Source organism: Serratia sp. SCBI, from assembly GCF_000747565.1.
Lineage (GTDB): Bacteria > Pseudomonadota > Gammaproteobacteria > Enterobacterales > Enterobacteriaceae > Serratia > Serratia ureilytica.
Map to the genome: position 1 here is coordinate 4,797,958 of NZ_CP003424.1, position 25,877 is coordinate 4,823,834.

At 61.2% G+C, this 25,877-nt stretch carries 20 protein-coding genes and 1 pseudogene; 14 read left to right on the top strand and 7 right to left on the bottom strand.

Going from position 1 to position 25,877, the window contains the following annotated elements; all coding sequences use genetic code 11:
• The first annotated feature begins 608 nt into the window (after positions 1-608).
• The 8 genes from SERRSCBI_RS22375 (at position 609) to SERRSCBI_RS22410 (ending at position 8,059) form a co-directional block, all read left to right on the top strand.
• Positions 609-1,139, top strand: a complete 531-nt coding sequence (locus SERRSCBI_RS22375; protein ID WP_019455211.1) for a fimbrial protein — start codon at positions 609-611, stop codon at positions 1,137-1,139.
• A gap of 91 nt (positions 1,140-1,230) precedes the next feature.
• Complete coding sequence (locus SERRSCBI_RS22380; RefSeq protein WP_033645330.1) at positions 1,231-1,782, top strand: fimbrial protein; 552 nt, start codon at positions 1,231-1,233, stop codon at positions 1,780-1,782.
• A gap of 71 nt (positions 1,783-1,853) precedes the next feature.
• Positions 1,854-4,355: a fimbria/pilus outer membrane usher protein gene (locus SERRSCBI_RS22385; protein ID WP_033645331.1), complete on the top strand. Its 2,502-nt coding sequence runs from the start codon at positions 1,854-1,856 to the stop codon at positions 4,353-4,355.
• A 24-nt stretch (positions 4,356-4,379) separates the two neighbouring features.
• Entirely contained in the window at positions 4,380-5,126 is a 747-nt protein-coding gene (locus tag SERRSCBI_RS22390; protein ID WP_042785527.1) for a molecular chaperone, read from the top strand.
• Between the two features lie 11 nt (positions 5,127-5,137).
• Positions 5,138-5,749 (top strand): fimbrial protein, encoded by a 612-nt coding sequence (locus tag SERRSCBI_RS22395; RefSeq protein WP_033645333.1) that lies wholly within the window; start codon positions 5,138-5,140, stop codon positions 5,747-5,749.
• A 14-nt stretch (positions 5,750-5,763) separates the two neighbouring features.
• Positions 5,764-6,768: a fimbrial protein gene (locus SERRSCBI_RS22400; protein WP_033645334.1), complete on the top strand. Its 1,005-nt coding sequence runs from the start codon at positions 5,764-5,766 to the stop codon at positions 6,766-6,768.
• A gap of 18 nt (positions 6,769-6,786) precedes the next feature.
• Positions 6,787-7,326 carry a fimbrial protein gene (locus tag SERRSCBI_RS22405; RefSeq protein WP_033645335.1) on the top strand — a complete coding sequence of 180 codons (540 nt, stop codon included), beginning with the start codon at positions 6,787-6,789 and terminating at the stop codon, positions 7,324-7,326.
• A gap of 109 nt (positions 7,327-7,435) precedes the next feature.
• Entirely contained in the window at positions 7,436-8,059 is a 624-nt protein-coding gene (locus SERRSCBI_RS22410; RefSeq protein ID WP_033645336.1) for a LuxR C-terminal-related transcriptional regulator, read from the top strand.
• 13 nt (positions 8,060-8,072) lie between these two features.
• Here SERRSCBI_RS22410 and SERRSCBI_RS22415 read toward each other — a convergent pair whose 3' ends face one another.
• The 5 genes from SERRSCBI_RS22415 to SERRSCBI_RS22435 form a co-directional block, all read right to left on the bottom strand.
• The gene (locus tag SERRSCBI_RS22415) at positions 8,073-9,113 is read right to left on the bottom strand and encodes a fimbrial protein (RefSeq protein WP_198036331.1); all 1,041 of its coding nucleotides are present in this window, start codon (positions 9,111-9,113) and stop codon (positions 8,073-8,075) included.
• 119 nt (positions 9,114-9,232) lie between these two features.
• Positions 9,233-11,809 (bottom strand): fimbria/pilus outer membrane usher protein, encoded by a 2,577-nt coding sequence (locus SERRSCBI_RS22420; protein ID WP_042785529.1) that lies wholly within the window; start codon positions 11,807-11,809, stop codon positions 9,233-9,235.
• A 61-nt stretch (positions 11,810-11,870) separates the two neighbouring features.
• Positions 11,871-12,575 (bottom strand): fimbria/pilus periplasmic chaperone, encoded by a 705-nt coding sequence (locus SERRSCBI_RS22425; RefSeq protein ID WP_042785530.1) that lies wholly within the window; start codon positions 12,573-12,575, stop codon positions 11,871-11,873.
• Between the two features lie 60 nt (positions 12,576-12,635).
• Entirely contained in the window at positions 12,636-13,169 is a 534-nt protein-coding gene (locus SERRSCBI_RS22430) for a fimbrial protein (protein WP_033651775.1), read from the bottom strand.
• A gap of 111 nt (positions 13,170-13,280) precedes the next feature.
• Positions 13,281-13,667, bottom strand: a complete 387-nt coding sequence (locus SERRSCBI_RS22435; RefSeq protein WP_049866713.1) for a helix-turn-helix domain-containing protein — start codon at positions 13,665-13,667, stop codon at positions 13,281-13,283.
• A 1,051-nt stretch (positions 13,668-14,718) separates the two neighbouring features.
• Between SERRSCBI_RS22435 and SERRSCBI_RS22440 the strand changes: the two are divergent.
• Positions 14,719-16,213 (top strand): annotated as a pseudogene (locus tag SERRSCBI_RS22440) (PLP-dependent aminotransferase family protein).
• On the opposite strand, the gene SERRSCBI_RS22445 reads toward SERRSCBI_RS22440, so the two are convergent.
• The gene (locus tag SERRSCBI_RS22445; RefSeq protein WP_042785811.1) at positions 16,210-17,124 is read right to left on the bottom strand and encodes a DMT family transporter; all 915 of its coding nucleotides are present in this window, start codon (positions 17,122-17,124) and stop codon (positions 16,210-16,212) included. The pseudogene SERRSCBI_RS22440 and the gene SERRSCBI_RS22445 overlap by 4 nt on opposite strands.
• A 298-nt stretch (positions 17,125-17,422) precedes the next feature.
• Between SERRSCBI_RS22445 and SERRSCBI_RS22450 the strand changes: the two genes are divergently transcribed.
• The 5 genes from SERRSCBI_RS22450 (at position 17,423) to SERRSCBI_RS22470 (ending at position 24,558) form a co-directional block, all read left to right on the top strand.
• Positions 17,423-18,661: an SrfA family protein gene (locus SERRSCBI_RS22450; RefSeq protein WP_042785812.1), complete on the top strand. Its 1,239-nt coding sequence runs from the start codon at positions 17,423-17,425 to the stop codon at positions 18,659-18,661.
• Positions 18,661-21,606, top strand: coding sequence for a virulence factor SrfB (locus SERRSCBI_RS22455; protein ID WP_042785813.1), 2,946 nt, complete (start codon positions 18,661-18,663; stop codon positions 21,604-21,606). The genes SERRSCBI_RS22450 and SERRSCBI_RS22455 overlap by 1 nt, the downstream gene beginning before the upstream one ends.
• Positions 21,603-23,783 (top strand): virulence factor SrfC family protein, encoded by a 2,181-nt coding sequence (locus SERRSCBI_RS22460; RefSeq protein ID WP_042785531.1) that lies wholly within the window; start codon positions 21,603-21,605, stop codon positions 23,781-23,783. The genes SERRSCBI_RS22455 and SERRSCBI_RS22460 overlap by 4 nt, the downstream gene beginning before the upstream one ends.
• 93 nt (positions 23,784-23,876) lie before the next feature.
• Complete coding sequence (locus SERRSCBI_RS22465) at positions 23,877-24,293, top strand: VOC family protein (RefSeq protein ID WP_042785532.1); 417 nt, start codon at positions 23,877-23,879, stop codon at positions 24,291-24,293.
• Between the two features lie 13 nt (positions 24,294-24,306).
• Positions 24,307-24,558: a hypothetical protein gene (locus tag SERRSCBI_RS22470; RefSeq protein WP_042785534.1), complete on the top strand. Its 252-nt coding sequence runs from the start codon at positions 24,307-24,309 to the stop codon at positions 24,556-24,558.
• A 17-nt stretch (positions 24,559-24,575) separates the two neighbouring features.
• Here SERRSCBI_RS22470 and SERRSCBI_RS22475 read toward each other — a convergent pair whose 3' ends face one another.
• The gene (locus SERRSCBI_RS22475; RefSeq protein ID WP_042785535.1) at positions 24,576-25,775 is read right to left on the bottom strand and encodes an NAD(P)/FAD-dependent oxidoreductase; all 1,200 of its coding nucleotides are present in this window, start codon (positions 25,773-25,775) and stop codon (positions 24,576-24,578) included.
• Positions 25,776-25,877: the final 102 nt, after the last annotated feature.

Consider the following 25,877-nt stretch of genomic DNA (forward strand, 5'->3'; position numbering starts at 1 on the left):
GTTATTTAATTGTTAATGAATTAGACCTAAACGCGGGCTAAACACGAATAAAAAAGCCAATCCCTTAGGGGAAGAAAACCACGAAACAACAATAAAAACAATAGATTATGTTTTATATTTTGTTTCTAAAGGGAAATTCATCATCTGCTGCCTCAGGACGATATTAGCAAAACAATATGGCGAATTGTAGGTATCAGCCTATTTCCCCCGATCTAATATCTCGCATATCGTTATTTATATAGTGATTTATACTGGATAATATTTGTATACGATCTATTGGTTTTAAAGCAAATATATTTCTTTTTCCTTTTGGTTTTATATTCTGAATTTGACTTAATTTAATAAAATCTATTTCCAAGCAATACTATTATTTGCAAGAATATTCCCAGCAACACGCCACACGTAAAACTCGTATTTTATTTACCAGAAAATCCATTGTCGATTTTCCCAATCTCGTTATTTCTCATAAATAACGGATGTTGGCGTATTGCCCAGAGCAAAAGGATCTGGCTCCAACCGTACGGCCGGCGACATGACGTTGCCACCGCTGCGGGGGATTTAGATGTGCTGTTCTTTTTATTTAAAAACTCTCTACAGGAACCTGAGAAATGAAACTGAATAAATTAATGCTGGCAACCGTGATTGCTTTCGCTTCTGCATCTGTTGCTCACGCCGCATCTAATCAGGGCAGCGGTAAAGTCACCTTTACCGGCGAAATTATCGATGCGCCATGCAGCGTCGCGCCGGAATCCGTTGACCAAACCGTACCAATGGGCCAAATCAGCAGCCGCATCCTGGCTAACCAGGGCAAATCCAGCATGCAACCTTTCAACATCGAACTGAAAGATTGCTCCATCTCCACCATGAAAAACGTCAAGGTGACCTTTACCGGCACGCCTGATCCGGTCAACAACAAACTGCTGGCCCTGAGCGGCACAGCAACCGGCGCCGGCATCGTGATCTACGACAACCTGCACTCCAAGGAAGTGGAACTGGGCACGGCAACCGACGGTCAGGGCCTGAACGACGGCGACAACTCGCTGAAATTCGCCGCTTACCTGCAGGGCAGCAGCGCCTCCGCCGCCGTGGTGCCGGGCGACTTCACCAGCGTGGCCAACTTCACCCTGGCTTACCTGTAATACCCCACAGGGGATGTCTCAGGGCATCCCCCGCTTGATTGCATGCCGACGAGAGCGGCAAGGGAACAGGGCAAGACAGGGAGACGCCAGCATGACTATCCGCCTTTGCGGCCTGTTGCTCATCGCGCTCAGCGTAGGCAGCGCGGCGGCGGCAGTGAAAAATCAGGGCCACGGCAAAGTCAGCCTGGGCGGCACCATCGTTGAAACGCCGTGCGGCATCGCCAGCGACAGCCTGGATCAAACCGTCGATTTCGGTCTGATCTCCATGACCGATGCCTCGCAGGACGGGCAATCGGTGCTGATCGGCAGCCGCCGTCATTTCACGATCAAACTGGTGAACTGCGAACTGGCCAGCCAGGTGAAGCCTGACTTCATCTATCGCGCGGCCAACGTCACCTTCGACGGCACCGCCGACAGCCGGGATCCTTCCCTGCTGGGCGTTTACGGCGAGGCGCAGGGCGTGGCTATCGAGCTGTTGACCGATGCCGGCACCCCGATCCCGCTCGGCAGCACGACGGCGGATTACCAGATCGTCGCCGGCGACAACACGCTGCGTTTTGGCGCGCAGTTGCGCCTGCATCCCGATAAGGCGCGGGCGGGCGGCTTCAGCTCTCTGGCCAAATTCACCCTGTCTTATCTCTAGCGCCGGCGGGCGCTGCACAGCATTACGTATTCAGGTCGCACGGATGACCTGCTATTGGGCGCGGACTTGCCATGAGTGATTATGCTATGACGTCATTACTGACACGGAAACACCTACCTCTTCTCGTCATTCTATCTTTCCTCTGGGTGCGTCCGGCATTTTCCGCCACGGAATTCAATACCGACGTCCTGGATATCGGCGAGCGCAGCAAAGTGGATCTTTCGCGTTTCTCCGATGCCGACTACGTCATGCCCGGCGCTTATTTGCTGGACATCAAGATCAACCAGAAAACGCTGCCCCAGCGCAGCATTCAGTATTTCCCGTCGCCGGATAACAAGAGCGGCAGCCAGGTGTGCCTGCCGCCTGATCTGGTGGAAAAAATGGCGCTGAAAGAAGAAGCGGCCAAAAAAGTCACCCTGTGGCACGACAACCAGTGCGCCGACATTCGCGGCATCAAAGGCGCGACCGTCTCCGATCGCATCGGCGGCGGCGTGCTGGCGATCACCATCCCGCAGGCGTGGATGAAATACTCCGATCCCGACTGGACGCCGCCCGAGCAGTGGGACGACGGCATTCCCGGCCTGCTGCTGGACTACAACCTGAGCGGCCAGTTAGGCAAGCAGAATCACAACAACAACACCGCCCAGAACCTGAGCAGCTACGGCACGCTGGGCGCCAACCTGGGCCCCTGGCGCCTGCGCGCGGACTACCAGGCCAATTACAATCAGCAGGCCGGCGATCGCAGCACCGGCTTCGACTGGAACCAGATCTACGCCTACCGCGCGCTGCCGATGCAGGCCGCCAAGCTGACGCTGGGTGAGATTTATCTCGACTCCGGGGTGTTCGACGCCTATCGCTTCACCGGCCTCAATCTGGCCAGCGACGAGCGCATGCTGCCGCCGAACCTGCAGGGCTACGCGCCGGAAGTACGCGGCATCGCCAAGAGCAACGCCAAGATCACCGTCTCGCAGGAAGGCCGCACGCTGTACGAAACCACCGTGCCCGCCGGGCCGTTCGCCATTCAGGATCTCAACAGCTCGGTGCGCGGCAAGCTGGACGTCAAGGTGGAAGAGCAGGACGGCACCGTCTCGACCTTCCAGGTGGATACCGCCACCATTCCGTACCTGACCCGCCCGGGCTACGTGCGCTACAACGTGGCGCTCGGCAAAACCTCGGCCTACGACCACCGCACCCAGGGCCCGCTGTTTTCCGCCAGCGACTTCTCCTGGGGGCTGAGCAACGCCTGGTCGCTGTATGGCGGGGCGCTGCTCGGCGGCGACTATAACGCCTGGGCGCTCGGCCTCGGCCGCGATCTGAACGTGTTCGGCGCCATGTCGTTGGACGTCACCCAGTCGATCGCCCGTCTGCCCGGCGAGCCGACCGCCAGCGGCATGTCGTTCAAGCTCAACTACGCCAAACGGTTCGATGAGCTGAACAGCCAGATCACCTTCGCCGGCTACCGCTTCTCGCAGCGCAAGTTCATGAACATGTCGCAGTACCTGCAGGAGCGTTACGGCGATTACGACAAGAATTACAACGGCCGCCAGAAAGAGCTGTACACCATCACCGCCAGCAAAACCTTTATGGCGGAAGACAGCGCCAAGGCGATCACCGCCTACCTGACCTACTCGCACCAGACCTATTGGGATGCGCGAACCCAGGACCGTTACGGGCTGTCGGCCAGCAAGCTGTTCAGCGTCGGCGATATCAGCAACATCACCGCCTCGCTGTCGGCTTACCGCACCTATTACCAGGGCCGCACCGACGACAGCGTGATGCTCAACTTCACCGTGCCGATCGGCGACCGTCGGCGCGTCGGTTATGCGCTGCAAACCAACAACGGCGATGTCACGCAGACCGCGTCGTACAACGACTACAGCGATCCGGACAATACCTGGCAGGTCAGCGGCGGCTTTAATCAGTCCGGCAAATCGCTGGCGCGCGGGTACTACACCCACAACGCCTCGTTTGGCTCGCTGAACGCCAGCGCCTCTTACCAGCAGGACAGCTACTCGTCGATCGGCGGCTCGTTCCGCGGCGGCCTCACCGCCACCCGGCACGGCATCGCGGCGCATCAGAACTCGAGCAACGGCGGCAGCCGCATGATGCTCGACACCGACGGCATCGCCGGCGTGCCGATCAACAACGGCCGCGCCTACAGCAACCGTTTCGGGCTGGCGGTGATTTCCGACATCACCAGCTACTACAACACCGACACCCGCATCGACGTCAACAAGCTGGCGGACGACGTCGAGGCCACTCGCGCCGTGGTGCAAGGCACGCTGACCGAAGGCGCCATCGGCTACCGCCACTTCGAGGTGGTGAAAGGCAGCAAGCTGTTGGCCACCATTCGCCTCGCGGACGGCAGCGAACCGCCGTTCGGCGCCGCGGTGCTGAGCGAGAAAGGCCGCGAGGTCGCGGTGGTCAACGACGGCGGCTCGGTTTACCTGACCGGCGTGCAGCCGGAGGAAAAATTGGACGTCGCCTGGGAAGGCCAACGCCGCTGCCGCATCGTGATCCCGGGCGCCGCCAAGCCGCTGGACCAGCTGCTGCTGCCGTGCGCCACCCTGTAATCCGTAACGCTGAGAAATAATGACATGAACAAACACCCGATAACGCTACTGACCGCCGCCGGCCTGGCCCTGAGCGCCGTACTGCCCACCGCCGACGCGGCGATATCGCTGGATCGCACGCGCGCCGTTTATGTGAGCGACGCCAAATCGATCAGCCTGAATATCGTCAACGAAAACAAAGAGCTGCCCTTCCTGGCGCAATCCTGGCTGGAGAACGAGCAGCACCAGAAAATCACCTCGCCGCTGGTGGTGCTGCCGCCGCTGCAGCGCGTGGAACCAAGCGAGCGCAGCGTGGTGCGCATCACCAAGACGCCGGAGGCGGATCGCCTGCCACAGGATCGCGAGTCGGTGTTCTACTTCAACCTGCGCGAAATTCCGCCGAAAAGCACCAAAACCAACGTGATGCAGCTGGCGCTGCAAACGCAGATCAAACTGTTCTATCGGCCGAAAGCCATCGTCGCGCCCAAGGGCCAGGTGTGGCAGGAACAGCTGGTGTTCCGTAAAAGCGGCGGCGCCATCACCGTCGACAACCCGACGCCGTTTTACATCACCCTGACCGGCATGACGCGGCAGACGCAAAAACAGGGCGGCGGCGCGATCGGCGGTTTTCAGCCGCTGATGCTGAAGCCGAAATCCAGCGAAAGCCTCAAGCTGCAAGAGACCGGCATGAACAGCTTCGTCATCACCTACATCAACGACTACGGCGGCCATCCGGAGCTGCGCTTCGTCTGCAATGGCGGCGTTTGCACCGCCGTGCCCGAGAAAAAATAAGGAGGTCCAGCATGGCTGAATTCACCGATCGACTGCGCCCGCTGCTGCTCGGCGCACTGCTGTGCGGCGGCGGCGCGATGGCGGCAACGCCGCTGGGCGTGATCGAAGGCACCACCGGCACCGTCAGCTTTCACGGCGGCCTGCTCAGCTCCCCCTGCAGCCTGACGCCGGACAGCCGGGATCAATCCGTCGATCTGGGCGACGTCAGCGCACGCGACTTCCGCAACGCCGGCGATCGCAGCGCGCCGGTGCGTTTTCGCCTCTCGTTCCGCAACTGCCTGCTGGGCGCGCGCGCGCTGGCGGATAACCCGGCCGGCCCGCGCAACGGCGACGCCGGCCGCCTCTACCTGCAGGGAGAGCAGGCCGCCACGCTGGTGTTTCTCGGCGAAAGCGATGTCGACAACCCATCGCTGCTGAAGCTGAACGGCGGCGTGCAGGGCATCGGTCTGCGGCTGCAAGACCAACAAGGCCAGGCGCTGGAGCTGAATCAACGCAGCCGCCCTTACATTCTGCAACCCGGTAGCAACACCCTGTGGTTCAGCGCCAGCGTGGAATCCACCCAGCGGGCGGTGATGGCGGCCGGGTTCGCCGCCGTGGCGCACATTCAGGTGATTTACCTGTGAGGCTCGAGAACGCGATGAAAACACAACTGACCAAACTCTGCCTGCCGCTGGCGATCGCGCTGGCGGCCCCCGCCGCCTGGGCCAACGGCTACGTCACGCCGGACGGCGGCCCCAAACAGTTCTATATCGATCTGAATCAAAGCAACATCACCAACCAGGTGGGGTTCACCAAACAGTTTCCCTATTCATTAGGCGGTACCTATACCGGCAAGGCCTACTGCGATACGCCGATCCCCCGAAGCCCGCACTTTTACAAGTCGGATTCGGCGCTGCCCCCCTCTGACTACGGCAACGGCTTCTTGCAGTTGAACGACTTCCTGGATTTAAAAGCCGAAGTGTGGATTGCAGGTAATAAGAAGGCCTATGTCACGGTGCCTTTTTACAACGAATCCAACGAGTATCCCAATCACAGTTGCTCACCGCCCTATGTGCAGGTCAACAACTATGAAAGCGGTTCAAAAGGCCGCATCACCTTCCGGGTGCGCAAAAAGATCATCAACGGCGTCGAGATTAACGATCGGCAGATCATCGAGATGTTCGGCCGCCTCGGCTCAACCGACGGCGGTTTCGGCCCCAATCCGATGGCGCAGGTGTTTATCCAGTCCGCGATCCTTTACGTGCCGGATAAATGCGTGGTGAACGAAGGCCAGCTGATCAACGTGGAGTTCGGCGAAATCGGCGGCAGCGATCTCAACGGTTCGAACTACCCGCAAAGCATTCCGGTGCGTTTCCAGTGCGAGGGCGGCAGCTTCGAGGACGGCACGCTGAACATCAAGCTGGCGGTCTCGGGCACGGCCGCTTCCTTCAGCAATGAGGTGTTCAAAACCGACAAGAACGATCTCGGCATCCGGCTAACGCACAACGGCCAGCTGGTCATTCCGAACGAGTTTTACCCGGTGCCGAACATCGGCAACGGCGGCTCCTGGAACCTGGTGGCGGCGCCGTTCGCCAACGGCGGCGCGGAGATCGGCGAAGGGGAATTCAACGCGTCGGCCACCATCGTGGCGGCATTCCAGTAACCGAGGGAGGAACGGAAAATGCGTCTACGCGCTTTAGCGCTGCTCAGCTGCGCGTCCTGGTGGTTTGCCGCCATGCCGGCGGCGGCGAACACCGAGCTTATCGGCGCGCCCGTGCAGTTCCACGGTACCGTGGTGAGCCGGCCGTGCAATATCGAACCGCAGTCCGCCGATCAGCTGGTGGAGATGGGCACGGTGATCGTCAAAACCCTGTACCGCTACGGCCATACCACGCCGGTGCCGTTCAGCATCAAGCTGACCGACTGCAAGACCACGGTGTTCAAATCCGTCAGCGTGACCTTCAGCGGCACCGAAGACGGAGAGATGCCGGGCAAGCTGGCGATCAACAACGGCGCGAACGGCGCCGCCATCGCCCTGTTCGATCATCAGGGCGCAGACATCGATTTGAATAAGGCCACCAGCGCCGTCGCGCTGCAAAACGGCCCCAACAGCCTGAACTTCACCGCCTATGTGCAAGGGCGGCCCAGCGCGATTCAAAACCAAAGCATTACCGAAGGCGAATTCACGTCCATCGCCAATTTTGTGCTGGCGTACCAATAAGCCCCGCACCGTCCCAGGGAAATCAGGAAAACGACCGGCGCGCGAACGCCGGCGATGGGCCGTCACCGTTTGCTCCGGCGCGGCGCCACGGCTTTTTAAGGAGTCACCCATGCCAGATATTCGCTTCACGCTGTTCGACAGCGATAACTTCTACCAGCAGGGGCTGCGTCTGCTGCTGCAGGACTATCTGCACTCCCTGAACGAATGCCACCGCCGGTACCCGCAGTTCTCGCCGCTGGCGCTGCAGGCGTTGGATAACATCGAAATCGTGTTCCGCACGCCGGAAGAGCGCTGGGGCTGCGCCTGTTGTTATCAAAGCCCTCACGGCGTTCCGCGCCAGCGGCAGCTGACCCTGCTGATCCTCGACGACGCGACCCAGCAACAGGTGAAAAACCTGCCGCCGCTGTTCAGCATCCATCGGCGCGATTCGGCCTACGCCATTCGCCTCAAGCTGCAGATGGCGTTGGAAAAGTTCATCCTGCATCCGTGGGTGGCGCTGCACGCCGCCGGCCAGTGGAAATGCCAGGCTTGCCGCATCGCCGCGCTCAGCCACTGCGAGAAAAAGGTGCTGGGTTTGATGAGCAGCGGCATGTCCGCCTGCAGCATCGCCGGCCTGCTGCAGCGCAGCCAGAAAACCATCAGCGCCCATAAGCGTTCGGCGATGCGCAAGCTCAACGTGCGTAAAAACAGCGAGCTGAATAAGGTGCTACTGAATCAGCGCGGGCTGAGTTGACCAGCCCGCCCACTCAATAATAATTGATGTTAAAGGTCACGGTCGCATCGGCGGCGCCCGGCGTGACGGTAGGCTCGGTTTGAATATAACGCGCCTGCAACGGGATGGTGAAAGACGTGGGCGTGGCGGGGGAAAGCGGCACCTTAATTTCCCGCGAGAACTGCACCGGCCGCGGCGATGACGCGCTATAGGCCAACTGGATGCCGACGCCGCTTGCGCTGCCGCTGCCGTCTTTAAGCCCCATAATGCCGTTGTCGCCATCGACCACCGCCGTATTGGGCGCTAACGACACCCCTAAACTGTTGGCGGTTGCGCTGACGATGCCGCTGTTGCCGCTATCGGAATAATGGGCTTCGGCCGTACCGTAAAATTTTGGGCAATCCATCAGGCGGATCGAGGCGTCTTTCCATTCGGTTACGCTGCCTTTTCCGGTGAAATCTCGTCCCATATCGTATTTCCCCATGGCGACGAAAACATCGGGCGTGGTGCAACTCTGCGCGACGATATTGATCGAGCCGGTAAAACACAGCCGCATAGCGGTAAACGGCGAGCTTGCCGGCCCAACCTGGGTCACCAAACAGGGCAAATCGGCGCCGGTGATGGTGCCGGGTTGAATATCGCCGGTCTTTATCAGCCGAATGCGGTATTTGAAAAGATTCGACGACCACCCGTACAGGGTATGACTCTCCGTGCTCCGCGACGTGTACGGCAGGGTGAAGGACAAAGCGTGGTTATCGATAAACACGCCAACGCCCGGCACGCCCGTCTGATAAACCTTGCCAAAACCGCCACTCCACTCCGACAGAGGATGCGGCGGCGGCTCATAACCCATGTCTATCGCGATGAACGGTTGCGCCGTCGAACATTCGACGTACACATTCCTGAAAGTGGGGTTAAAATTTTGCGTATACAGCGTAGCGCCCCGGGCCACTTCTGCCCCCACGGTGATATTGCTGGATACAATGGGCGCAGTGATATTCAGATCGTTTTTAACGTCCGACTTATCGCTGTAATAACAGTCGGCCCACACCGATTGGGCCAGCAACAGCGCCAACAAGGCAATGCCGCGCCAAATACCCTGGCGGTTTTTCTGTGTCATCTCATTCTCTCCCGTGCGCTGAAACGCCGTCGCTGCAGCCGTGCCCGACGGCGTTCCCGAGCAAAAAATAGGTCTCATCGTTCTGCGCCAACGCCGCTGCGACACGGCGCGCTAAAGCGCTGCAATACCGGCCGGCCGCCTTTCTGCTGCGGCATCAGCACGTAATTCAGGGCGCACTGCGCAGCGCGATCCGCCCCCCAGCGAACGCGCAACGCGCCCCTGTCCTGAGCGACGCGCGCATACACCAGCCCGCCCTGCCCCACGGCGCCAACCACGGCGCCGCCTTCGTCGATCACTTCGGCGCCGAACGGCGCCGGCGCGCCGGCGGCAGCGGTATCGATCAGAATCGGCGAGCCCTGGCGGGCGTTGTATTTCACTTTCACCACCGCACCGGAATAAGGCGCGACCTTCTGCGTGGTCTCATCCATTTCAAGATCAGGGGCGCTGCCCTTGGGATCCAGACTGATTTCATTCAGCTGATACGGCGTCAAATACGGCACCAGCGCATAGCCTTGCGCATCCACATACACCCCTGGATATGCGGAGACGCTGGCGCCTTCGGCCCCTTTCGCCTCCACCAACGCGAACGTTTCCGAGCCGTAAGAGCTGAACGAGACGCCGCCGGCATGCCCCACGACGGTGCCGCTTAACCCGGCGGAGGCGCTGCGGTAGCCTTTACCGGAACTGTAAGCGCCGCTGAGCAGCGCCGCCTGACTGCGATACTGACCGTTTACCGAGCCGCTGCCGCCATTGCGATTGGCGTTCACTGCGCTCATGCCGTAACTGAACCGACTGTCGGCCCCCAGGTTGCCGGAGAGGGTGGCCTGCTGGCTCGACAACCCGTCGCTGTCATGCGCCAATCCGAGCCGCAGCTGCGGCGTGCCGGCCTTGTCACGGCGCCCTAACGGCAGGCTGAAATTCAGCAGATAGCTGTTTTGCGCCCGGCCATTGCTCGCCTGGCTGCGCGTCATGCTCAACCCGTAGGTGACGGCTTTATAGCTGTTGCTGTACCCCAACTGATACTGCTTGTCGCTGCCCTGCCCGTTCCAGTAATCCTGCACAGAGCCGCTGACATACAGCTGTCCCCATCCAGACGCCAACCCCTGCGAAATGGAAAACGTCACCCGATTGCGAGCGCGCGCGATATCGCCCTCTCCGCCGCCTTGCCTCAGCCGGTCGCGCGTTTGCATGGCGGTCATGAAATCCATATAGCCGGAGGTAGAGAATCGGTAAGCGGCCAGCGACAGGCTGCTGCCGATGTCATTCACGGTCTTGCTGTAGCTGAGCCGGTAGCTCTGCCCGCTCTGACGCCGTTCGCGGCCCAAACGACCGTCGCTTTGCGTCACATCGAAGCCAAGTGCGCCCAGCGAGGAACCGACGGCCCCGCCCAACTGCACCGCCTGATAATCTCGGGCGGCCTGCAGGCCGCCGTAGGCGGTGAGCGCATTGGATAAACCACGCTGGTAGGTGGCCTGATACAGCCAGGGCTTTTCCCGCAGGCTGTCACTGTCGGCCTTGCCAACGACGACTTCGTACCGATCGGCACCAGGTCGCAGCAGTTGGGTGACCGCCGCATAAGCCACGGTAAAGACGCTTTGCGCGCCGTCAGCTTCACGCACCGTCACTTCCAGATCGCCGCCGTAACCGGTGGGATACAGATCGTCGATCAGAAATGCCCCCGGCGTTACCGTGGTCTGATAGATGACCTGCCCCCCTTGCCGCACGGTCACCTGCGCGTTGCTTCTGGCGATGCCGCGAATTTCCGGCGCATAGCCGCGCTGCGATTCCGGCAACATGCGCTCATCGCTGGCCAGCTGCACGCCGTTAAACGCCAGCGTATCGAACAGTTGGCCGGTGGTGTTCGCCTGGCCGATCACGCCTCTGCCCTTCAGCGGCGGAATATCGCGCTGCAGGAAGGTGTTAATGCTGTCGTATTGCGAAATGCCGTTTTGCGTCCAGCTATAGGCACCGTTATGGCGCAAATACCAGGCGCCGAAGTTGGCCCCGCCGGACAAACCGGCGTAGACGGAGTTATAGTCCGCTCCGCGTGACGTGCTGGAATACCCGTTCAGGTTGTAATTAAGAAACAACGTCGAGACGCCGCTGTCCCACTGCGCGGCGTCAACGCTGCCGCGCGCGGTCTTGCGCATATAAATCTGCGGCACCACGATATCCAGCCGCTGCTCGCCGCTGTCGAAGTTGACCTGCGCATCCGGAATCTGCCGCGGCAGATTAAAACAGGGTTCGCCCTGCGCCAATGGCGCCAGCGCCCCTGCCGGCAGCGCGGCGTCGTTAAAAGCGATGCTATTGACGATAGCCGGCGTCAGGCAGGGATACAGACTCTCATCGGCGCGGCTGCGAAAGTCGATCTCTTTATTGCCAAAGGCCTCGTCATTGATAAACAACGCCACCCGATGCGTGCCGGCCAGCCCGGCCGCCCCGCGCGCAAAGCGCGCCAGATCGACGCCGGCGCGATCGCTCAGGTTAAGAAACGACGGGTCGAATTCGACCTTTCCGGCGATGGCCTGCGGCACACGGTCGTCGGCCCACGCCTGAGCGCCGCTTAATGCGCCGAGCACGCACAGCGCCGCCGGCGTTAAGCGCGCAGAGGCCGTGCGAAGGCCATGCGCAACGCTAACATATTCGGTCATGAACTTTTTTCCGCAAGGTTCGGCTGCTGCCGATGAGGCATTAAATGGCGATGTGCTTCGCTTACTTCACCAGCGCATCGAATTTATTGACGGCGCCGTAGTCATTGACGAATTCAATGGCGATCTGGGTTCCTGCGGCGGCGCGAATGCCGTTAAACATCAGCGAGGAATACGGCGCGATCATTTGCCCTTCACGTTCCTTACCATTGACGGCCAGGCTCACCAACGAGACGAAATACGGCGTCGGGTTGAACGCCTTCACGCCGCCCGGCGCGGCGGACCACGTCACTTTCTGCGCCGCGTCATTGGCGTCGCCGTTCAAGCCCGCCGGACGGAAAAATAGCTTGATGCGCGAACGGAAAGCCATTTGCAGCAGGCTGGCATCATCTTTGAGCTGTTTTTTGGCCGGGATTTCCAGCACGTTCAACCAGAAAACGCTTTCTTTATCCATCGGCAGCGCCGCCCCGGTATAGCTCAGGCGCAAGGTTTGCCCTTTGCCCGGATCGACGCGATTAATCGGCGGCGTCAAAATAAAAGGCACGCGGATATTTTCCGGCTTCACCGTCATATCACCGTCATCGATCCAGCTTTGAATCAATACCGGCGCTTTACCGACATTGTTCAATTTAACGGTGACATCCTTCGCCTCCGAGGAATAAATAACGCGCGTACCGCTAATCACCACGCTGGCGAATGTCATCGCCGAAAAAAGAGAAATAACTGCAAGCAAGAAAGCCTGCGATAAAATACGAGCCTGTCTGCTCATAATAATCGCCCCAATAAATAGCTGAGAAACAGGGGGGAAAATCCCCCCTTGAAATACGGGTTATTTGTATTGCAGTGAATATACGACGTTGCTTACCACCGAGCCGGCGGTCGCGGCGCCCATGGCGTAATATTCAACCGTATACGGCAAGGTCGCCATGCCATTGGTGATGGTGTAATAGGTAGCGTTCGCTATCTGGTTTTGACTGCCTGCAACGATCGGATTGAACGCCCCAGAGCCTTCACGCAGCTGCAGCACGACGTTTTTCGCCGTGCCCGTGAGGTTGCGCAGGCGCCCGCTCGAATCCACGCCGGGGCCGGCTTCAAAGAACGCCGTCGTGGTTTTCAAGGCGCCCTGGCAATTATTCAACTTCAGCTCAAACGCCGTACGACCTGCAGTCCAGCTCATCACGCTCAGCTGACTCTCGCTTACAACCGGCAAAGCAACATTACCATCGGCTTCCTGCCCATTGACCCGTACATCACAGGTCATCGCAGATACAGTACCGCTAAAATTGATCGTCCCGGTGCTGGCGGCTTGCACCTGACCAACGCAGCCCAGCAAGGCCAATCCTATTACGGAGGTCTTTTTCATATATACTCCTGATGATTTTAATTATAACGCGTTCTATTTCCGTAGGTGATAGCCAGCGGGAACGAGCTCCTTAAGCAATACGTTATTTCTTGCAACGCACGTTCAATAAGCTCACTCGTAGAACAAAGGCGTAACGATAGGATTATTCAGGGTATAACCCGACCCCCTCACATTCACTATGAAGTCGTGCGGCAAACCGATGGCATCGAGCCTTATCCTCAGCTCTTTCATGGTTTGCCAGAGTTTTTGACTGGACGAAGAATAATGATTTTCATCCCAGACTTTTTTCAGTATTTCATTCTTCGAAAGCTGTCGGCCTTTACCATATTGGATCAGCAAAAAAACCAGCAGCCGCACCATGGCATCATTGAGCGTCACGGTACTAAACAACACCAGTTTTTCCGGCGATAAAGAATTAATGCGCACCAGCCGCTTATTAGCGATATCGAGCTGTATATCGTTATCGATGATAAAACCAAAAAGATTGCGTTCCATCATGTCAATTCCCTGGATAAAATAAAAAACAAATAACTCAGAATCATAATATCGCTATGACATTATAATTTCAGAACACTCTGAGACAATCCCTGCTAACTCATCAGCCATAATGACCATAAACGTCTTAAAACAGATTTAATATCCATTAAAAGCCGGCCTCACCTTATTTTTGACCAAGGCAAGAAAGTTATCAGAAAAAAAATATCAACTCCGTCATTCCTTTTGCGGTGAGTCTTTCACTCTGCATTTTCGGATAAACTAGCTGAAAACTTCAAAAACACAAAAAAGCGTTACTTTTTTTAGACTCAACCTCTCATCAGCATTCCGCATTACAACGCAGAGAACTCGTCCTCTGCGCACCAACAGCGCCTCTCGCCTCATTTGAATGACCTGGAGCAATGATACAGAAAAAAACATTTTTGCAGATGTATATATTGCTTTTTAATATTATTTAAAATAAAATAACATGGAATGACTAAAAATAGATTTTAATAAACAAAAAATAGATTTAATTAATAGTTTGCAGCATATCTGACTTATACCGTCGATAAATTTTAATATTTTAAATAGCATTAAATTTCATCCAAAACGCCAATTAACAAACATAAACACCAAAAAATTAACATTTACACCATTAATGAACCGCATTTAGGCTCTTACAGTGCAAAGGCCCCCCCTACGTTCACCAATCACCGTCACGCGCCCTATCCGGGAACAATCTCGCAAACTTATTCATTTGCCGCGCCCCTCCTCACATCGTTTATTATCGTGCGCTTTATTCAGCGCCGCTCCTGTTCACTCAGGCAAACCATATTCAACGCCGCTCGCAATATAAATGCTCTACGTCCGCGATGAAAACAGTCGCCACGCTGACAGGCACAAGCAATCAACAACATGCCCCCTCTATATTGATCGTCAGACGTCACTAAATTATGGCGAGGCAGACACAACCGCCATGCCGCGACACCGCGAATTCGGCAACGCATGCATGGCGAGATAAAGTGGTTTACTCTGCCTAAGCAATTTCTTTTTTTAATATGGACCGGAATGCATGCCCAGAACAGCCCAAGTCGTTGACGTCCCCGCCCTCGGCGAGATTGACCGCCAGGCGGGGCAGCTAAGCCACCAACTGGCGCAGGCACTGCGCCGGGCCATCCACAAAGGCGATCTGAAAGCGGGCGATCTGCTGCCTTCGACGCGCCGGCTGTCGGCGGCGCTGAATCTGGCGCGCGGCACGGTATTGGAGGCGTTTGCTCAGCTGACGGCGGAAGGCTTTCTTGAACCGCAGCCCGGCTCCGGCACCCGGGTCGCCCACTATCAGGCGCCGCGCCGCACGCCACACGCAACGGTGCAAACCGCTCCGGCCACAGCCGTGCCGCTTTCTTCACAGGCGCAGCATCTGGCGCGTTTTTGCCGCCCAGGCGCGGGCGCTGCCGTCGGTGCCGTTCACCGTGTCGGTCCCGATCGGCGATACCGCGCCCGACGATATCTGGCGGCGGCTCGGCAACCGCATCCGGGCGCGCGGCCCCGGCGCCCCGTCCGGCTATGGCGATCCGTTGGGCGCCCTGCCGCTGCACGAAGCCATCTGCGATTATGTGCGCCGTTCCCGCTCGGTAAACTGCACGCCGCAGCAAATCCTCATCACCGCCGGCACCCAGCAGGGACTGTATCTGGCCGCGCAGATCCTGTTGGACGCCGGCGACAGCGCCTGGGTCGAGGATCCCGCCTACGCCGGCATCACCGCCCTTTTTAACAGCCTGTTTCGCGATCGGCACATGATCAGGGTGCCCGTCGCCGACGACGGCATCGACGTTGCCGCCGGCGTGCGCCTGGCCGCCGACGCCCGAGCCGCTTTTGTCACGCCGTCGCATCAATATCCGCTGGGCATGCCGATGAGCATGGCGAAAAGAAGCGCCCTGCTGGCCTGGGCCAGAGAACGGCAGGCCTGGATCGTGGAAGACGATTACGACAGCGAGATGCGCTACGCCGGCCACCCGTTCCCTTCGCTGCAAGGGTTGGCGCCCGAGCGGACGCTCTATCTCGGCACCTTCAGCAAGGTGCTGTTCCCTTCGCTGCGGTTGGGTTACGCCATCGTGCCGCCGCCGCTGGTCGACGCCTTTTGCGGCGCCCGGATCCTGATGGATCGTCACCCGCCCAGCGCGGATCAACACGTACTGGCCGCCTTTATCGCCGAAGGGTATCTCGACCGGCATATCCGCAAAATGCGCGGTGTCTACGCCGAGAAACGCCGGGTGCTGATCGAGGCGATCAACGCGCGCATCCCGGCCGAATTGGGGAGGGTGCAGCCCTGCGATCAGGGCATGCACATGGTGCTGTGGCTGAGGAAAGATCTCGACGACGTGCAGGTCGCCCAGCAGGCCAACGAAGCCGGATTGGCGCTGCGGGCGGTATCGCCGATGTATGCGCCCGGCCACGGTGAGCCGGGTCTGGTGCTGGGGTTGGGCGGTTACGATGACCGCCAGGTGCAGCAGGCGGTGGAACGGCTCGGCGAGGTGATCCGCGCCTGCGCCCGCAACGGGGCCTAGCGAGAAAAGCGCTTGGCGCCGAACACGCAAACCACCACGCCGGCCATCACGACGATCATCATCGGCTGGACGGTTTCCTGCAGCAGCCAGCCCGCCAGCGCCAGGCCGAAGAACGGCTGCAGCAGCTGCAATTGCCCGACGGCGGCGATGCCGCCCTGCGCCAGGCCGCGATACCAGAAGATAAAGCCGATCCACATGCTGAACACCGAGACGTAAGCCAGCGACAGCCAGGCGGCGCCGCTGACGACGGGCCAAGCGGCCGGCGCCGCCCACCATGCGGCCGCCAGCGTCAACGGCAACGCCGCCACCAGCGCCCAGGAGATCACCTGCCAGCCGCCGATCCGGCGCGACAGCACCGCGCCTTCGGCATAACCCAAACCGCACAGCAGCACCGCGCCGACCATCAGCATATCTCCCTGCCAGGCGCCGCCGCTCCCCTGGCTCAGCGCGAACGCCCCCACCAGCGCGGCACCGATGCCCGAAAAAGCCCAAAAAGCGGGCTTGGGGCGCTCACCGCCGCGCAATACGCCAAAACCGGCGGTTGCCAGCGGCAGCAGGCCGATATACACCAGCGAATGCGCCGAGGTGGTGTGCTGCAGCGCCAGCGCCGTCAGCAGCGGAAAACCGATGACCACGCCGAGCGCCACAAACAGCAACGGCGGCAAATCGGCCCGCGTCGGCCGCGCCTGGCGAGTGATCCGCAGCGCGCACAGGGCCAGCAAAGCGGCGATCGCCGCCCTGATCGCCGTCAGAAACAGCGGATCGAGCTCCAGCACCGCCACCCGGGTGGCGGGCAACGAGCCGCTGAAGATAATCATGCCGAGGAAACCGTTCATCCAGCCCTGAGCCGAATGCCCGACGGCGGGATGAGCAGGGGTAACAACAAGCGTTTTTTCAGACTGACTGTCCATCATGCGAATGCTCCGCACGCCTGAGGCATACCGAAATCGGCAACCCGCGAGGCGAGGTCATAGTGAAAGAGAACATCGTTCCCCAGGCGTCGCTTGCCGGGGCTGCGTTCTATTTTTCAGATAAAGCGGTTCACAAACAGGTCCAGATAGCGAGATTTTCACTGTGCCGGTTGCCAAAGTGCGCCGCTAACGCCAAAGAAGGGCGTTTTTCGGGCTGTCCTTGGCCGTTTGGCGGCATCGCCGGCGGGGTACCATGGACTTTTATGCGTTTTTGCAGAACAGGACAAGGTGCGGCGCCGTGGTGAAACCCTTCTTACGCAGTGGCAGTTTGGATGATGTGCTGGCTTTAGGCGAAAACGGGCAACCGATCTACGCCTGCGCGCAGCAGCTGCGGGAAACCCTGCGTCTTCGCCGACAGCAGCAGGCCGCCGACTGTCTGGCGATCCCCCAGCCGAACGAAAGCGGCACGCGCATCGACTGGTATGCGCCCTTTCCGGGCAAGGTGACCTCCTGGCTGGCGGCAAGCGATGCCCAGCGCGCGCAGGCGGTGCGCCACCTGGAACACTGTCTGGCGACCTTCCGCAGCCTGACCGAACAGACCCGGGCGACCGATCACCCCAGCCACCGCCTGTTCGGCGCGCTGCTGGCCAAAGCGATGCACATTCCCGATCCCAACCACGTCTACCTGGTGGACGATCGGCCGGTGCTGACCTTTTGGGGCTTTATCAAACCGCAGGCGCAGAGCCCGGACGATCCGTTAGCCTGCCTGCGCCCGCTCGAATCGGAAGTGGAAAAACCGGCGCCGATCGCCGCCGCGCCGCGCAAACCGGCCGTTGTCGAACCGGTAAAACCGGCCCCGGCCGCCGAGCCTGAACCGGTGCCCGCCCCGACGGCGCCCGCCGAATCCCCCGCCGTTGTTCGCCCGCGTCGACGCCACGCGCTGTGGTTGTTGCCGGTACTGCTGCTAGGCAGCGCGGCGCTGGCCGCCTGGCTGCACCGCTCACCGCCGCCGCAACCGGCGATGCCGGCTGAGGTGCGCCATCCGGCACCGGCGGAAAAAACCGCCGCGCCGTTGCCTGAGCTGCGCTTGCCGCTGGCGCACGCCACGCTGATGCCGCCGCCCCCGGCGCCGGTCATCCCGCAGCCGGCGGACAAAAATGCGCTGGTGCTGCCGCCCGAGGCGGTGAAGGCCGGCTCCACCCGTTTCCTTAACGGCAAATGGCGCGTCACGGTGGCGCTGAAAGATCCGATCACCGGCAAGCGCCCCAGCCTGCAATACCGCCTGAACGCGGGCAAAGGCAGCGCCGTCATCGCCTACGGCGACGGCGTCACCTGCCGGGTGGCGGTCGAGGCCGGGCTGATGCAGTCCGGCAATCTGGTGATCAACAGCCGCACCAAAGCGCGCTGCAGCGACGGCAGCCGCTACCAGATCCCGGAAATCGTCTGCCGCCAGGGCGAGACCGGGGCCGCGGAATGCACCGGCCGCTACGATGCGGACACCACCTATCCCATGACGTTCAAGCGCGAGAGTAAATGATGCTGGCACCCCTTACGGACTACAAACACGGCATTACGCTGATTCAGGACAGCGGCATTCAGTTTATGGACTTTGCCCTGACCCCGCGGCTGGACGCCGAGTTTCCCGGCAAATTCGTGCGCAAGACCGCCAGCGGCCCGCTGCTGCGCCTGCAATGGGAGGCCGAGAGCGGCAAATATCAGCTGCCGGCCGAGGGCGGGCAAGCCCCCGAAGTGGTGCGGCCGGAGTTCAGCTACCCGCTGCAGCAGTCGCTGCGCCTGCTGGATAAGCTCTGGCTGCCGTTGCCGTTCTTGCGCTATACCGCCTCGGGGATATTTTTGTCAGGCCCGGATAACTGGGCTCGCCTGCAGGTGGTGCAACTGGATGAACCGGATCAGGACGGCAACCTGCTGCGGGTGGTGCTGGCCTTCGATACCCGCGCCGCCGTGCCCGGCCAGGAAGCGCTGGCGCCGGGCGAGAGCGATCTCGGCGCCGATCTGAGCTTCGCGCTGGCGCACCGCAACCACGAGCTGGGCGAGTTCCTCGATCTGACCTGGGTGGACGGCTGGCTGCGCGAGGCGTTCAGCCAGCGCGCCGCCGAGCGGGAACAGCGCGCCGAGGCGGAGATCAACGCCGGGCTGAAAACCTTCGAGTATCAGGCGCACTACCTCAACCTGTTGCACATGCTCGGCCATCAGCTGACGGTGCCGCAGATAAAAATGGCGGCGGCGACGCTGCAACAGCCGGCGATCGACGTCGATCTGGTGCTGGACGTCGGCAATTCTCACACCTGCGGCGTGCTGGTCGAAGACCATCCGGAAGAGAGCAACGGCCTGAAGCAAACCTATGAGCTGCAGCTGCGTTCGCTGTCCGAACCGCATCACGTCTACAACGAACTGTTCGAGAGCCGGGTGGAGTTTTCTCGGGCCGCGTTCGGCAAGCCACATCTGTCCTTCCAGAGCGGACGCGACGACGCCTTCCAATGGCCGTCCATCACCCGCGTCGGCCGTGAAGCCGCGCAATTGGCGCAGCGACGCGAAGGGCATGAAGGCACCACCGGCATCTCCAGCCCGCGCCGCTATCTGTGGGACGAAGAGCGCTATGCGCCCGGCTGGCGCTTCAACGAGCGGCACGAGCCGATGGCCGCCGCCGCGCCGTTGACCACCTTGATCAACGACGAGGGCGTGCCGCTGTCCGCCCTGCCGACGGCCGAACGGCTGCCGGTGTTCGCCGCCCATTACAGCCGCAGCGCGGTGATGAGCCTGATGCTGAGCGAGCTGTTGGCGCAGGCGCTGATGCAGATCAACAGCATCGCCCAGCGCAGCCGCATGCCGAACGCCGCCGCCCCGCGCCGTTTACGCGCCATCATCCTGACGCTGCCGTCGGCGATGCCGAAGCCGGAGCGGGAGATCTTCCGCCGCCGCATGCAGGAAGCGATCGGGCTGGTGTGGAAAGCCCTCGGCTGGCACCCGCAGGATGCGCCGTTCGACGGCGCGCACACTCGCTTCCCGGCGCCGCAGGTGCAGATCGAGTGGGACGAAGCCACCTGCGGCCAGATGGTCTATCTGTACAACGAAACCCAGGTGAACTTCGCCGGCCGCACCGACGCCTTCTTCGCCGCCATGGCTCGGCCCGATCGGCCGCTGGCGCCGGGTGAACAGCCCGGCAAGACGCTGCGCATCGCCTCCATCGACATCGGCGGCGGCACCACCGATCTGGCGATCACGCACTACTCGCTCGATGACGGCGTAGGCAACAACATCAAAATCAACCCGCGCCTGCTGTTCCGCGAGGGCTTTAAGGTCGCCGGCGACGATATCTTGCTGGACATCATCCAGCAGTTTGTCTTGCCCGCCGTGCAACAGGCGTTCGAGGCCGCCGGCGTGAGCGCCGCTGCGGCGCTGATGGACAAACTGTTCGGCAACGAAGGGCGCATGGACGGGCTTTCCACCCTGCGTCAACAGGCCGCGCTGCAGATCTTCATGCCCGCCGGACGCGCGCTGCTCGCCGCCTATGAGCAGTACGATCCGCTGGACAGCCGCGCGGAAATCGCCGCCGGCCTCGGCGATCTGCTGCCGCAGCGGCCGACGCCGCAGGTGCTGGCGTTTATCAACGGCGAAGTGCAGCGCGAAGCCGACAGCGACGCCTTCGATATCCTGCACACCCCGCTGGTGATCCGCCTGGCCGACCTGCACGCCGCTTTCTTGTCCGATCGCATCGGCATCGGCCGCTGTCTGCGCCTGCTGGCCGAAGTGGTGGCGCTGTACACCTGCGACGTGTTGCTGCTGACCGGCCGCCCGGCGAGCTTCCCCGGCGTGCAGGCGCTGCTGCGCCACCTGCAGCCGCTGCCCGCCAGCCGCATTCTGCCGCTCGAGGGGTATCACACCCGCAGCTGGTACCCGTTCAACAAACGCGGCCGCATCGACAACCCGAAATCCACCGCTGCCGTGGGCGCCATGCTGTGCCTGCTGGCGATCGATCTGCGGCTGGAGAGCTTTTACTTCAACGTCGGCGATTTCCAGCCCTACTCCACCATTCGCTATCTGGGCATGCTGGACGGCAACAACATGCTGGCGGACGATAACGTCTATTACCGCGACATCGATCTGGATCGCGCCGATTTCGCGCTCGATCCCGCCGGCAGCTTCCAGCTGCGCGGCCCGCTGCGTCTGGGCTTCCGCCAGCTGGACAACGAACGCTGGCCGGCCTCGCCGCTCTATACGCTGACCATCAATGACGCCCAGCTGGCGCGCAAGCTGGCCGGCGACGCGGTGATCGGCCTGCGGTTGGCCATCACCGCCAGCGCCGAGCAGGGCGCCGAGAGCGTCAAGATCGCCCAGGCGCTGCTGGCCGACGGCAGCCCCGTCCCGGCGCACCACCTGCAACTGAAACTCAATACCCTGGCTGCCAGCGCCTCCGGTGCGACCCACTACTGGATAGACAGCGGGAGCATTTACCCACGATGAACACGCAAACCCTCGCCCCAGCGGCTCCGAATAACGCGCTCAGCGCCGGCATTTTGCAGGCGATCGACTGGGTGGACGCCGCACGCCATCACTCCGCCCGCCTGGAGCGGGAAGCCGATCGGCTGATACAGCGTTTGCGGCGTTGCCATAACCGCGCCGCACTGTTGGAAAACACACGGTCTGCGCAGGTCGCCATCGGTTTATATGGCCACAACGCCGCCGCCAAAGCCCATCTGTTGGCGGCGCTGGCGCCCGGCGCGAAGCGCTTCGACGCGGACCTTTCGCTCGCGGTGCGCTACTGCACGGCGGCCGAGGCGGGGCCCGCCGATTATCCGATCGCCCTCGCCTTGCTCGATGAAGCGCAGTGGTTGGCCATGACGATTGACGCCGCCGCGATGAGCGGCTTCCGCCCGGACTGGGACGCCCGCGCCATCGCCGACCACCTGCAAGCGCTGACGCGCCACCGACAGGCGATCGCCATCGATGGCCTCGACGGCAATGCCGTACTGGCGCTGTGGGACAGCCTGCGCCGCCACGGCGACAAAGAGCAATCCACGCTCGACAGGCACTTCTGGCCGCAGGCGGTGACGCTGGCGCCGCAGTTGAGCATCGATGACCGCGCGCGCCTGTTTGCGCCGCTGTGGGGAGAGGAAGCGACGCTGACGGCGCGTTACCGCCAGCTGGCGCACGCGTTGCAGGCGCTCGACGGCAGCAGACGGGTTCATGCCCCGCGCCGTGCGTTGGCGCTGCTGACCGCAAGCGCCGCACTGGAAAACGCCACGATCGCCGTCATGACCGAAAACGGCGATCAACGGGAGATCGCACTGAGCGATCTGGCCTGGCTGACCGCAGAAGTGACCACCCTGCTGCCGCAGACGACGCAGGCAGGCTTGCCCGCCGACGTGGCGCTGATCGACCTGCCCGGCAGCCGCATCTGTCCGCAGGCGGAGCCGGCGCAGCGTCTGCAGCAGGCGAAGCGCGCCCATTTACTGGCCCGTTGCGCCGACGGCCTGCACGCCAGCCTGCTGCTGGTGACCGATGCCGCCGCCACGCCGCAGGACGCCGCGCGCGTCGGCCAGGCGCTCGCCGATTGGGTCAACCACACCCAGGGGGAAACCCCGGCGCTGCGCCAGCGCCGCAAGCCCGGTTTAATCTGGGCGATCACGCCGTTCGACCTGCGTCAGGAAGGCAAAGCGCGGCCCGACGATGCCGTCCAGCGTCAGGTCGGCGAGCCCGGCGACAGCTGGGCCACGCTGCTGGCGCTGGATGAACAGGACTGCCGCCGGATGGTGAACTACCTGGCTGCACAGGCGCGCCCGGCCCACAAACAAGCGCGCTTGCTCGAACAGCGTGAAGAGTTGCAGCGCGAACTGACGGAAAGCCTGCTCGGCAACTGGCTCTCCGTCGCCGATCCGCACGCGGCGCAGCAACGCGCCCAGCAGCTGTTGCGCGCGTTGCAGGCGCAGGCCGGCCGCCACGGCGAACTGCTGGAACGGTTGCTGCCCCAGCGCGATACGCTGCGCCAGCTTTATCAGCAACAGCAGCATACGACGCCGTCCCAGACGACGCCGCCTTCGCCGTTTGGGCTGGATATCGATCTGTTCGGTGCGCAAGACCCTGCGGCGCCCGGCGAGCAGCCCGCATCGCCTTTCGCCGCGCGGATCTTCGCCGACTGGGTCAACCATCTGCGCGCGCTGCCTGACAGCCGCCGGTTGCTGGATCTGCTCGGCGTCGACAGGCCGCACCTCGAACTGCTGGTCGATGCGCTGATCGGCGCCGCCTGCCGCCTGCGGCTCGACGACGAACTGGAGCGCGCGCTGTGCGCCGGGAGCTTGCCGGAACAGGGTGAAGATCGGCAGATCAGCCAGGCGCTGGCGCTACTGGGCGACTTCGTCGCCTGGCTCGGCTTCCAGCGGCGCGACGCGGCCACGCGCCCCGAGAGCCGCGTCAATCCCGGCCAACCGATCTTTACCCCGCCGCTGCAGCCGGCGGTGGACTGGAGCGGCCAGCAACGGCTGACCCGGCTGGCGCCGACGCCGACCAAGAATACCGCGTTTTATATTTATGACTGGCTGATCGGCCTGCAAACCCTGCTGGCGGAGAATGCCGCGATGGACAGCGCTCTTGGTGAGGCGCGGCGTGCTGAGCTGGAGGAGATCGTGGCCGCTTTGCGATAAGCGGCGGCGCTGACAGCAATAGGGGAGAAAAGAGGATAAATCGGGCGCGACCGCTTAAGCTAAAGAGTCACGTACCGCTCTTGGGAGAGAACCATGCCCCCTTTCAGCCTGAAGAATATCGATCATGTGGTTCTGCGCGTGCGCGATATGCAGAACAGCCTGCGTTTTTATACCCAGGTCATTGGTTGTGATATCGCCAAACAGCGGCCGGATTTGGGGCTGGTGCACCTGCGCGCCGGCGCCTCCATGATCGATCTGGTGGACGTCAACGGCATGCTCGGAAGAAAAGGCGGCATGCCGCCCGATGCCAGACAGCAGAACGTCGATCACTTTTGCCTGCGCATCGATCCGTTCAACGAAGACGCGTTGCTGACCTACCTGCGATCGCAGGGGATCGACGCTGATCCCGCCGAATCGCGCTACGGCGCGGAAGGCGACGGGCCGTCCATCTATTTCAGCGATCCGGACGGCAATCGCGTGGAATTGAAAGGGCCGGCAGGGTGCAATTAACAGGCAAGAGAAAATGGAACCTCGTCGGCTGAGAAAACCGATCGCCTCGGTGATTTTTGTCCTGGTATTCGCTGTCTTGCCGAACATCATTCCCTCTCGGCTGCTGCTGACACCGGACATGGCGTGGGAAATGGTTCACAAGTCTAATGAATGGGGTCTCGGCGATCCGGAGGCGCTTTCGACCGCCTACCTGCTGATGCTTTATGCAGCAGCAGCGGCGGTCGCTGGGTTGTGTCTGCGTTTTATGCCAAAAAAATCGGCCTAACCCGTCACTGCTGAACGTTAACGCCCCTGCGCCGCCAGCGCCTGGGCGCAGGCCCAGGCCGAGCTCCAGGCCCACTGGAAGTTGTAACCGCCCAGCCACCCGGTCACGTCCACCACTTCGCCGATAAAATAGAGCCCCGGCGCCTTGTGGGCTTCCATCGTCTTGGAAGAAAGTTCGTTGGTATCGACGCCGCCGAGCGTCACCTCCGCCGTGCGATAACCCTCGGTGCCGTTCGGCTGCACGCGCCAGTTCTGCAACAGATCCACCAGCGCCGCCTGCTGCGGCGCATTCAGCTGCTTCAGCGTCGCCTCCGGCAGTTGTCCCAGGGTCTGCAAGCATTCCACCAGCCGCTTCGGCAAGTGCAGCGCCAGGGTGTTTTTCAGGCTTTGGTTCGGGTGCTGCAGGCGCTGTTCATCAAGGAAGCCCGCCAGATCAAGCTCAGGAAGTAAGTGAATGCTCACATACTCACTCGGTTGCCAGTAGCTGGACAGCTGCAATACCGCCGGGCCGGACAGGCCGCGATGGGTGAACAGGATGCTTTCACGGAAGCTGACGCCGTTCTCGGCGGTGATCACCGCCGGCACCGACACGCCGGACAGCGTTTGCACATGCTCCAGCAGCGGCTTATGCAGGGTAAACGGCACCAGCCCGGCGCGCGTCGGCAGCACCCTGAGGCCGAACTGCTCCGCCAGCTTGTAACCGAACGGCGAGGCGCCCAGCCCCGGCATGGATAATCCGCCGCTGGCCACCACAAGTGAGCGAGCGCTCACTTTTTCACCATTCAGCGCCAGCGCGTAGCCATTCTCGGTTTTCTCTACGCCCAGCACTTCGCTGCGCAGGCGCATCGTCACCTGGCCCAGCTCGCACTCTTTGACCAGCAGATCCACCACCTGCTGCGCCGAATCGTCGCAGAACAGCTGCCCCAGCGTTTTTTCATGGTAGGCGATGCCGTAACGGTTGATCAGATCGATGAAATCCCACTGGGTGTAGCGCGCCAGCGCCGACTTGCAAAAATGCGGGTTGTTCGACAGATAGGCCGCCGGTTCGGCGTACATGTTGGTGAAGTTGCAGCGCCCGCCGCCGGACATCAGGATCTTGCGGCCCGGTTTTTTGCCGTTGTCGAGCAGCAACACGCGGCAACCGAGTTGCCCCGCCTGCGCGGCGCAAAACATGCCGGCGGCGCCCGCCCCAATCACTACGACATCAAACTGTTCCACCTGAGCCTCACTTATCAAAACCACAATCGCGACAAAAGAGCGCCATATTACGCTGTTTCGCCGCCGGTCACCGCCAAATTCACGGCGGCAGATTGTAAAGCC

Excerpts from the sequence above, each read along its gene's own strand:
- SERRSCBI_RS22375 (WP_019455211.1), top strand. The coding sequence starts at position 609 with ATGAAACTGAATAAATTAATGCTGGCAACCGTGATTGCTTTCGCTTCT.
- SERRSCBI_RS22380 (WP_033645330.1), top strand. The coding sequence starts at position 1,231 with ATGACTATCCGCCTTTGCGGCCTGTTGCTCATCGCGCTCAGCGTAGGC.
- SERRSCBI_RS22385 (WP_033645331.1), top strand. The coding sequence starts at position 1,854 with ATGAGTGATTATGCTATGACGTCATTACTGACACGGAAACACCTACCT.
- SERRSCBI_RS22390 (WP_042785527.1), top strand. The coding sequence starts at position 4,380 with ATGAACAAACACCCGATAACGCTACTGACCGCCGCCGGCCTGGCCCTG.
- SERRSCBI_RS22395 (WP_033645333.1), top strand. The coding sequence starts at position 5,138 with ATGGCTGAATTCACCGATCGACTGCGCCCGCTGCTGCTCGGCGCACTG.
- SERRSCBI_RS22400 (WP_033645334.1), top strand. The coding sequence starts at position 5,764 with ATGAAAACACAACTGACCAAACTCTGCCTGCCGCTGGCGATCGCGCTG.
- SERRSCBI_RS22405 (WP_033645335.1), top strand. The coding sequence starts at position 6,787 with ATGCGTCTACGCGCTTTAGCGCTGCTCAGCTGCGCGTCCTGGTGGTTT.
- SERRSCBI_RS22410 (WP_033645336.1), top strand. The coding sequence starts at position 7,436 with ATGCCAGATATTCGCTTCACGCTGTTCGACAGCGATAACTTCTACCAG.
- SERRSCBI_RS22420 (WP_042785529.1), bottom strand. The coding sequence starts at position 11,809 with ATGACCGAATATGTTAGCGTTGCGCATGGCCTTCGCACGGCCTCTGCG.
- SERRSCBI_RS22425 (WP_042785530.1), bottom strand. The coding sequence starts at position 12,575 with ATGAGCAGACAGGCTCGTATTTTATCGCAGGCTTTCTTGCTTGCAGTT.
- SERRSCBI_RS22430 (WP_033651775.1), bottom strand. The coding sequence starts at position 13,169 with ATGAAAAAGACCTCCGTAATAGGATTGGCCTTGCTGGGCTGCGTTGGT.
- SERRSCBI_RS22435 (WP_049866713.1), bottom strand. The coding sequence starts at position 13,667 with ATGATGGAACGCAATCTTTTTGGTTTTATCATCGATAACGATATACAG.
- SERRSCBI_RS22445 (WP_042785811.1), bottom strand. The coding sequence starts at position 17,124 with ATGGACAGTCAGTCTGAAAAAACGCTTGTTGTTACCCCTGCTCATCCC.
- SERRSCBI_RS22455 (WP_042785813.1), top strand. The coding sequence starts at position 18,661 with ATGCTGGCACCCCTTACGGACTACAAACACGGCATTACGCTGATTCAG.
- SERRSCBI_RS22460 (WP_042785531.1), top strand. The coding sequence starts at position 21,603 with ATGAACACGCAAACCCTCGCCCCAGCGGCTCCGAATAACGCGCTCAGC.
- SERRSCBI_RS22465 (WP_042785532.1), top strand. The coding sequence starts at position 23,877 with ATGCCCCCTTTCAGCCTGAAGAATATCGATCATGTGGTTCTGCGCGTG.
- SERRSCBI_RS22470 (WP_042785534.1), top strand. The coding sequence starts at position 24,307 with ATGGAACCTCGTCGGCTGAGAAAACCGATCGCCTCGGTGATTTTTGTC.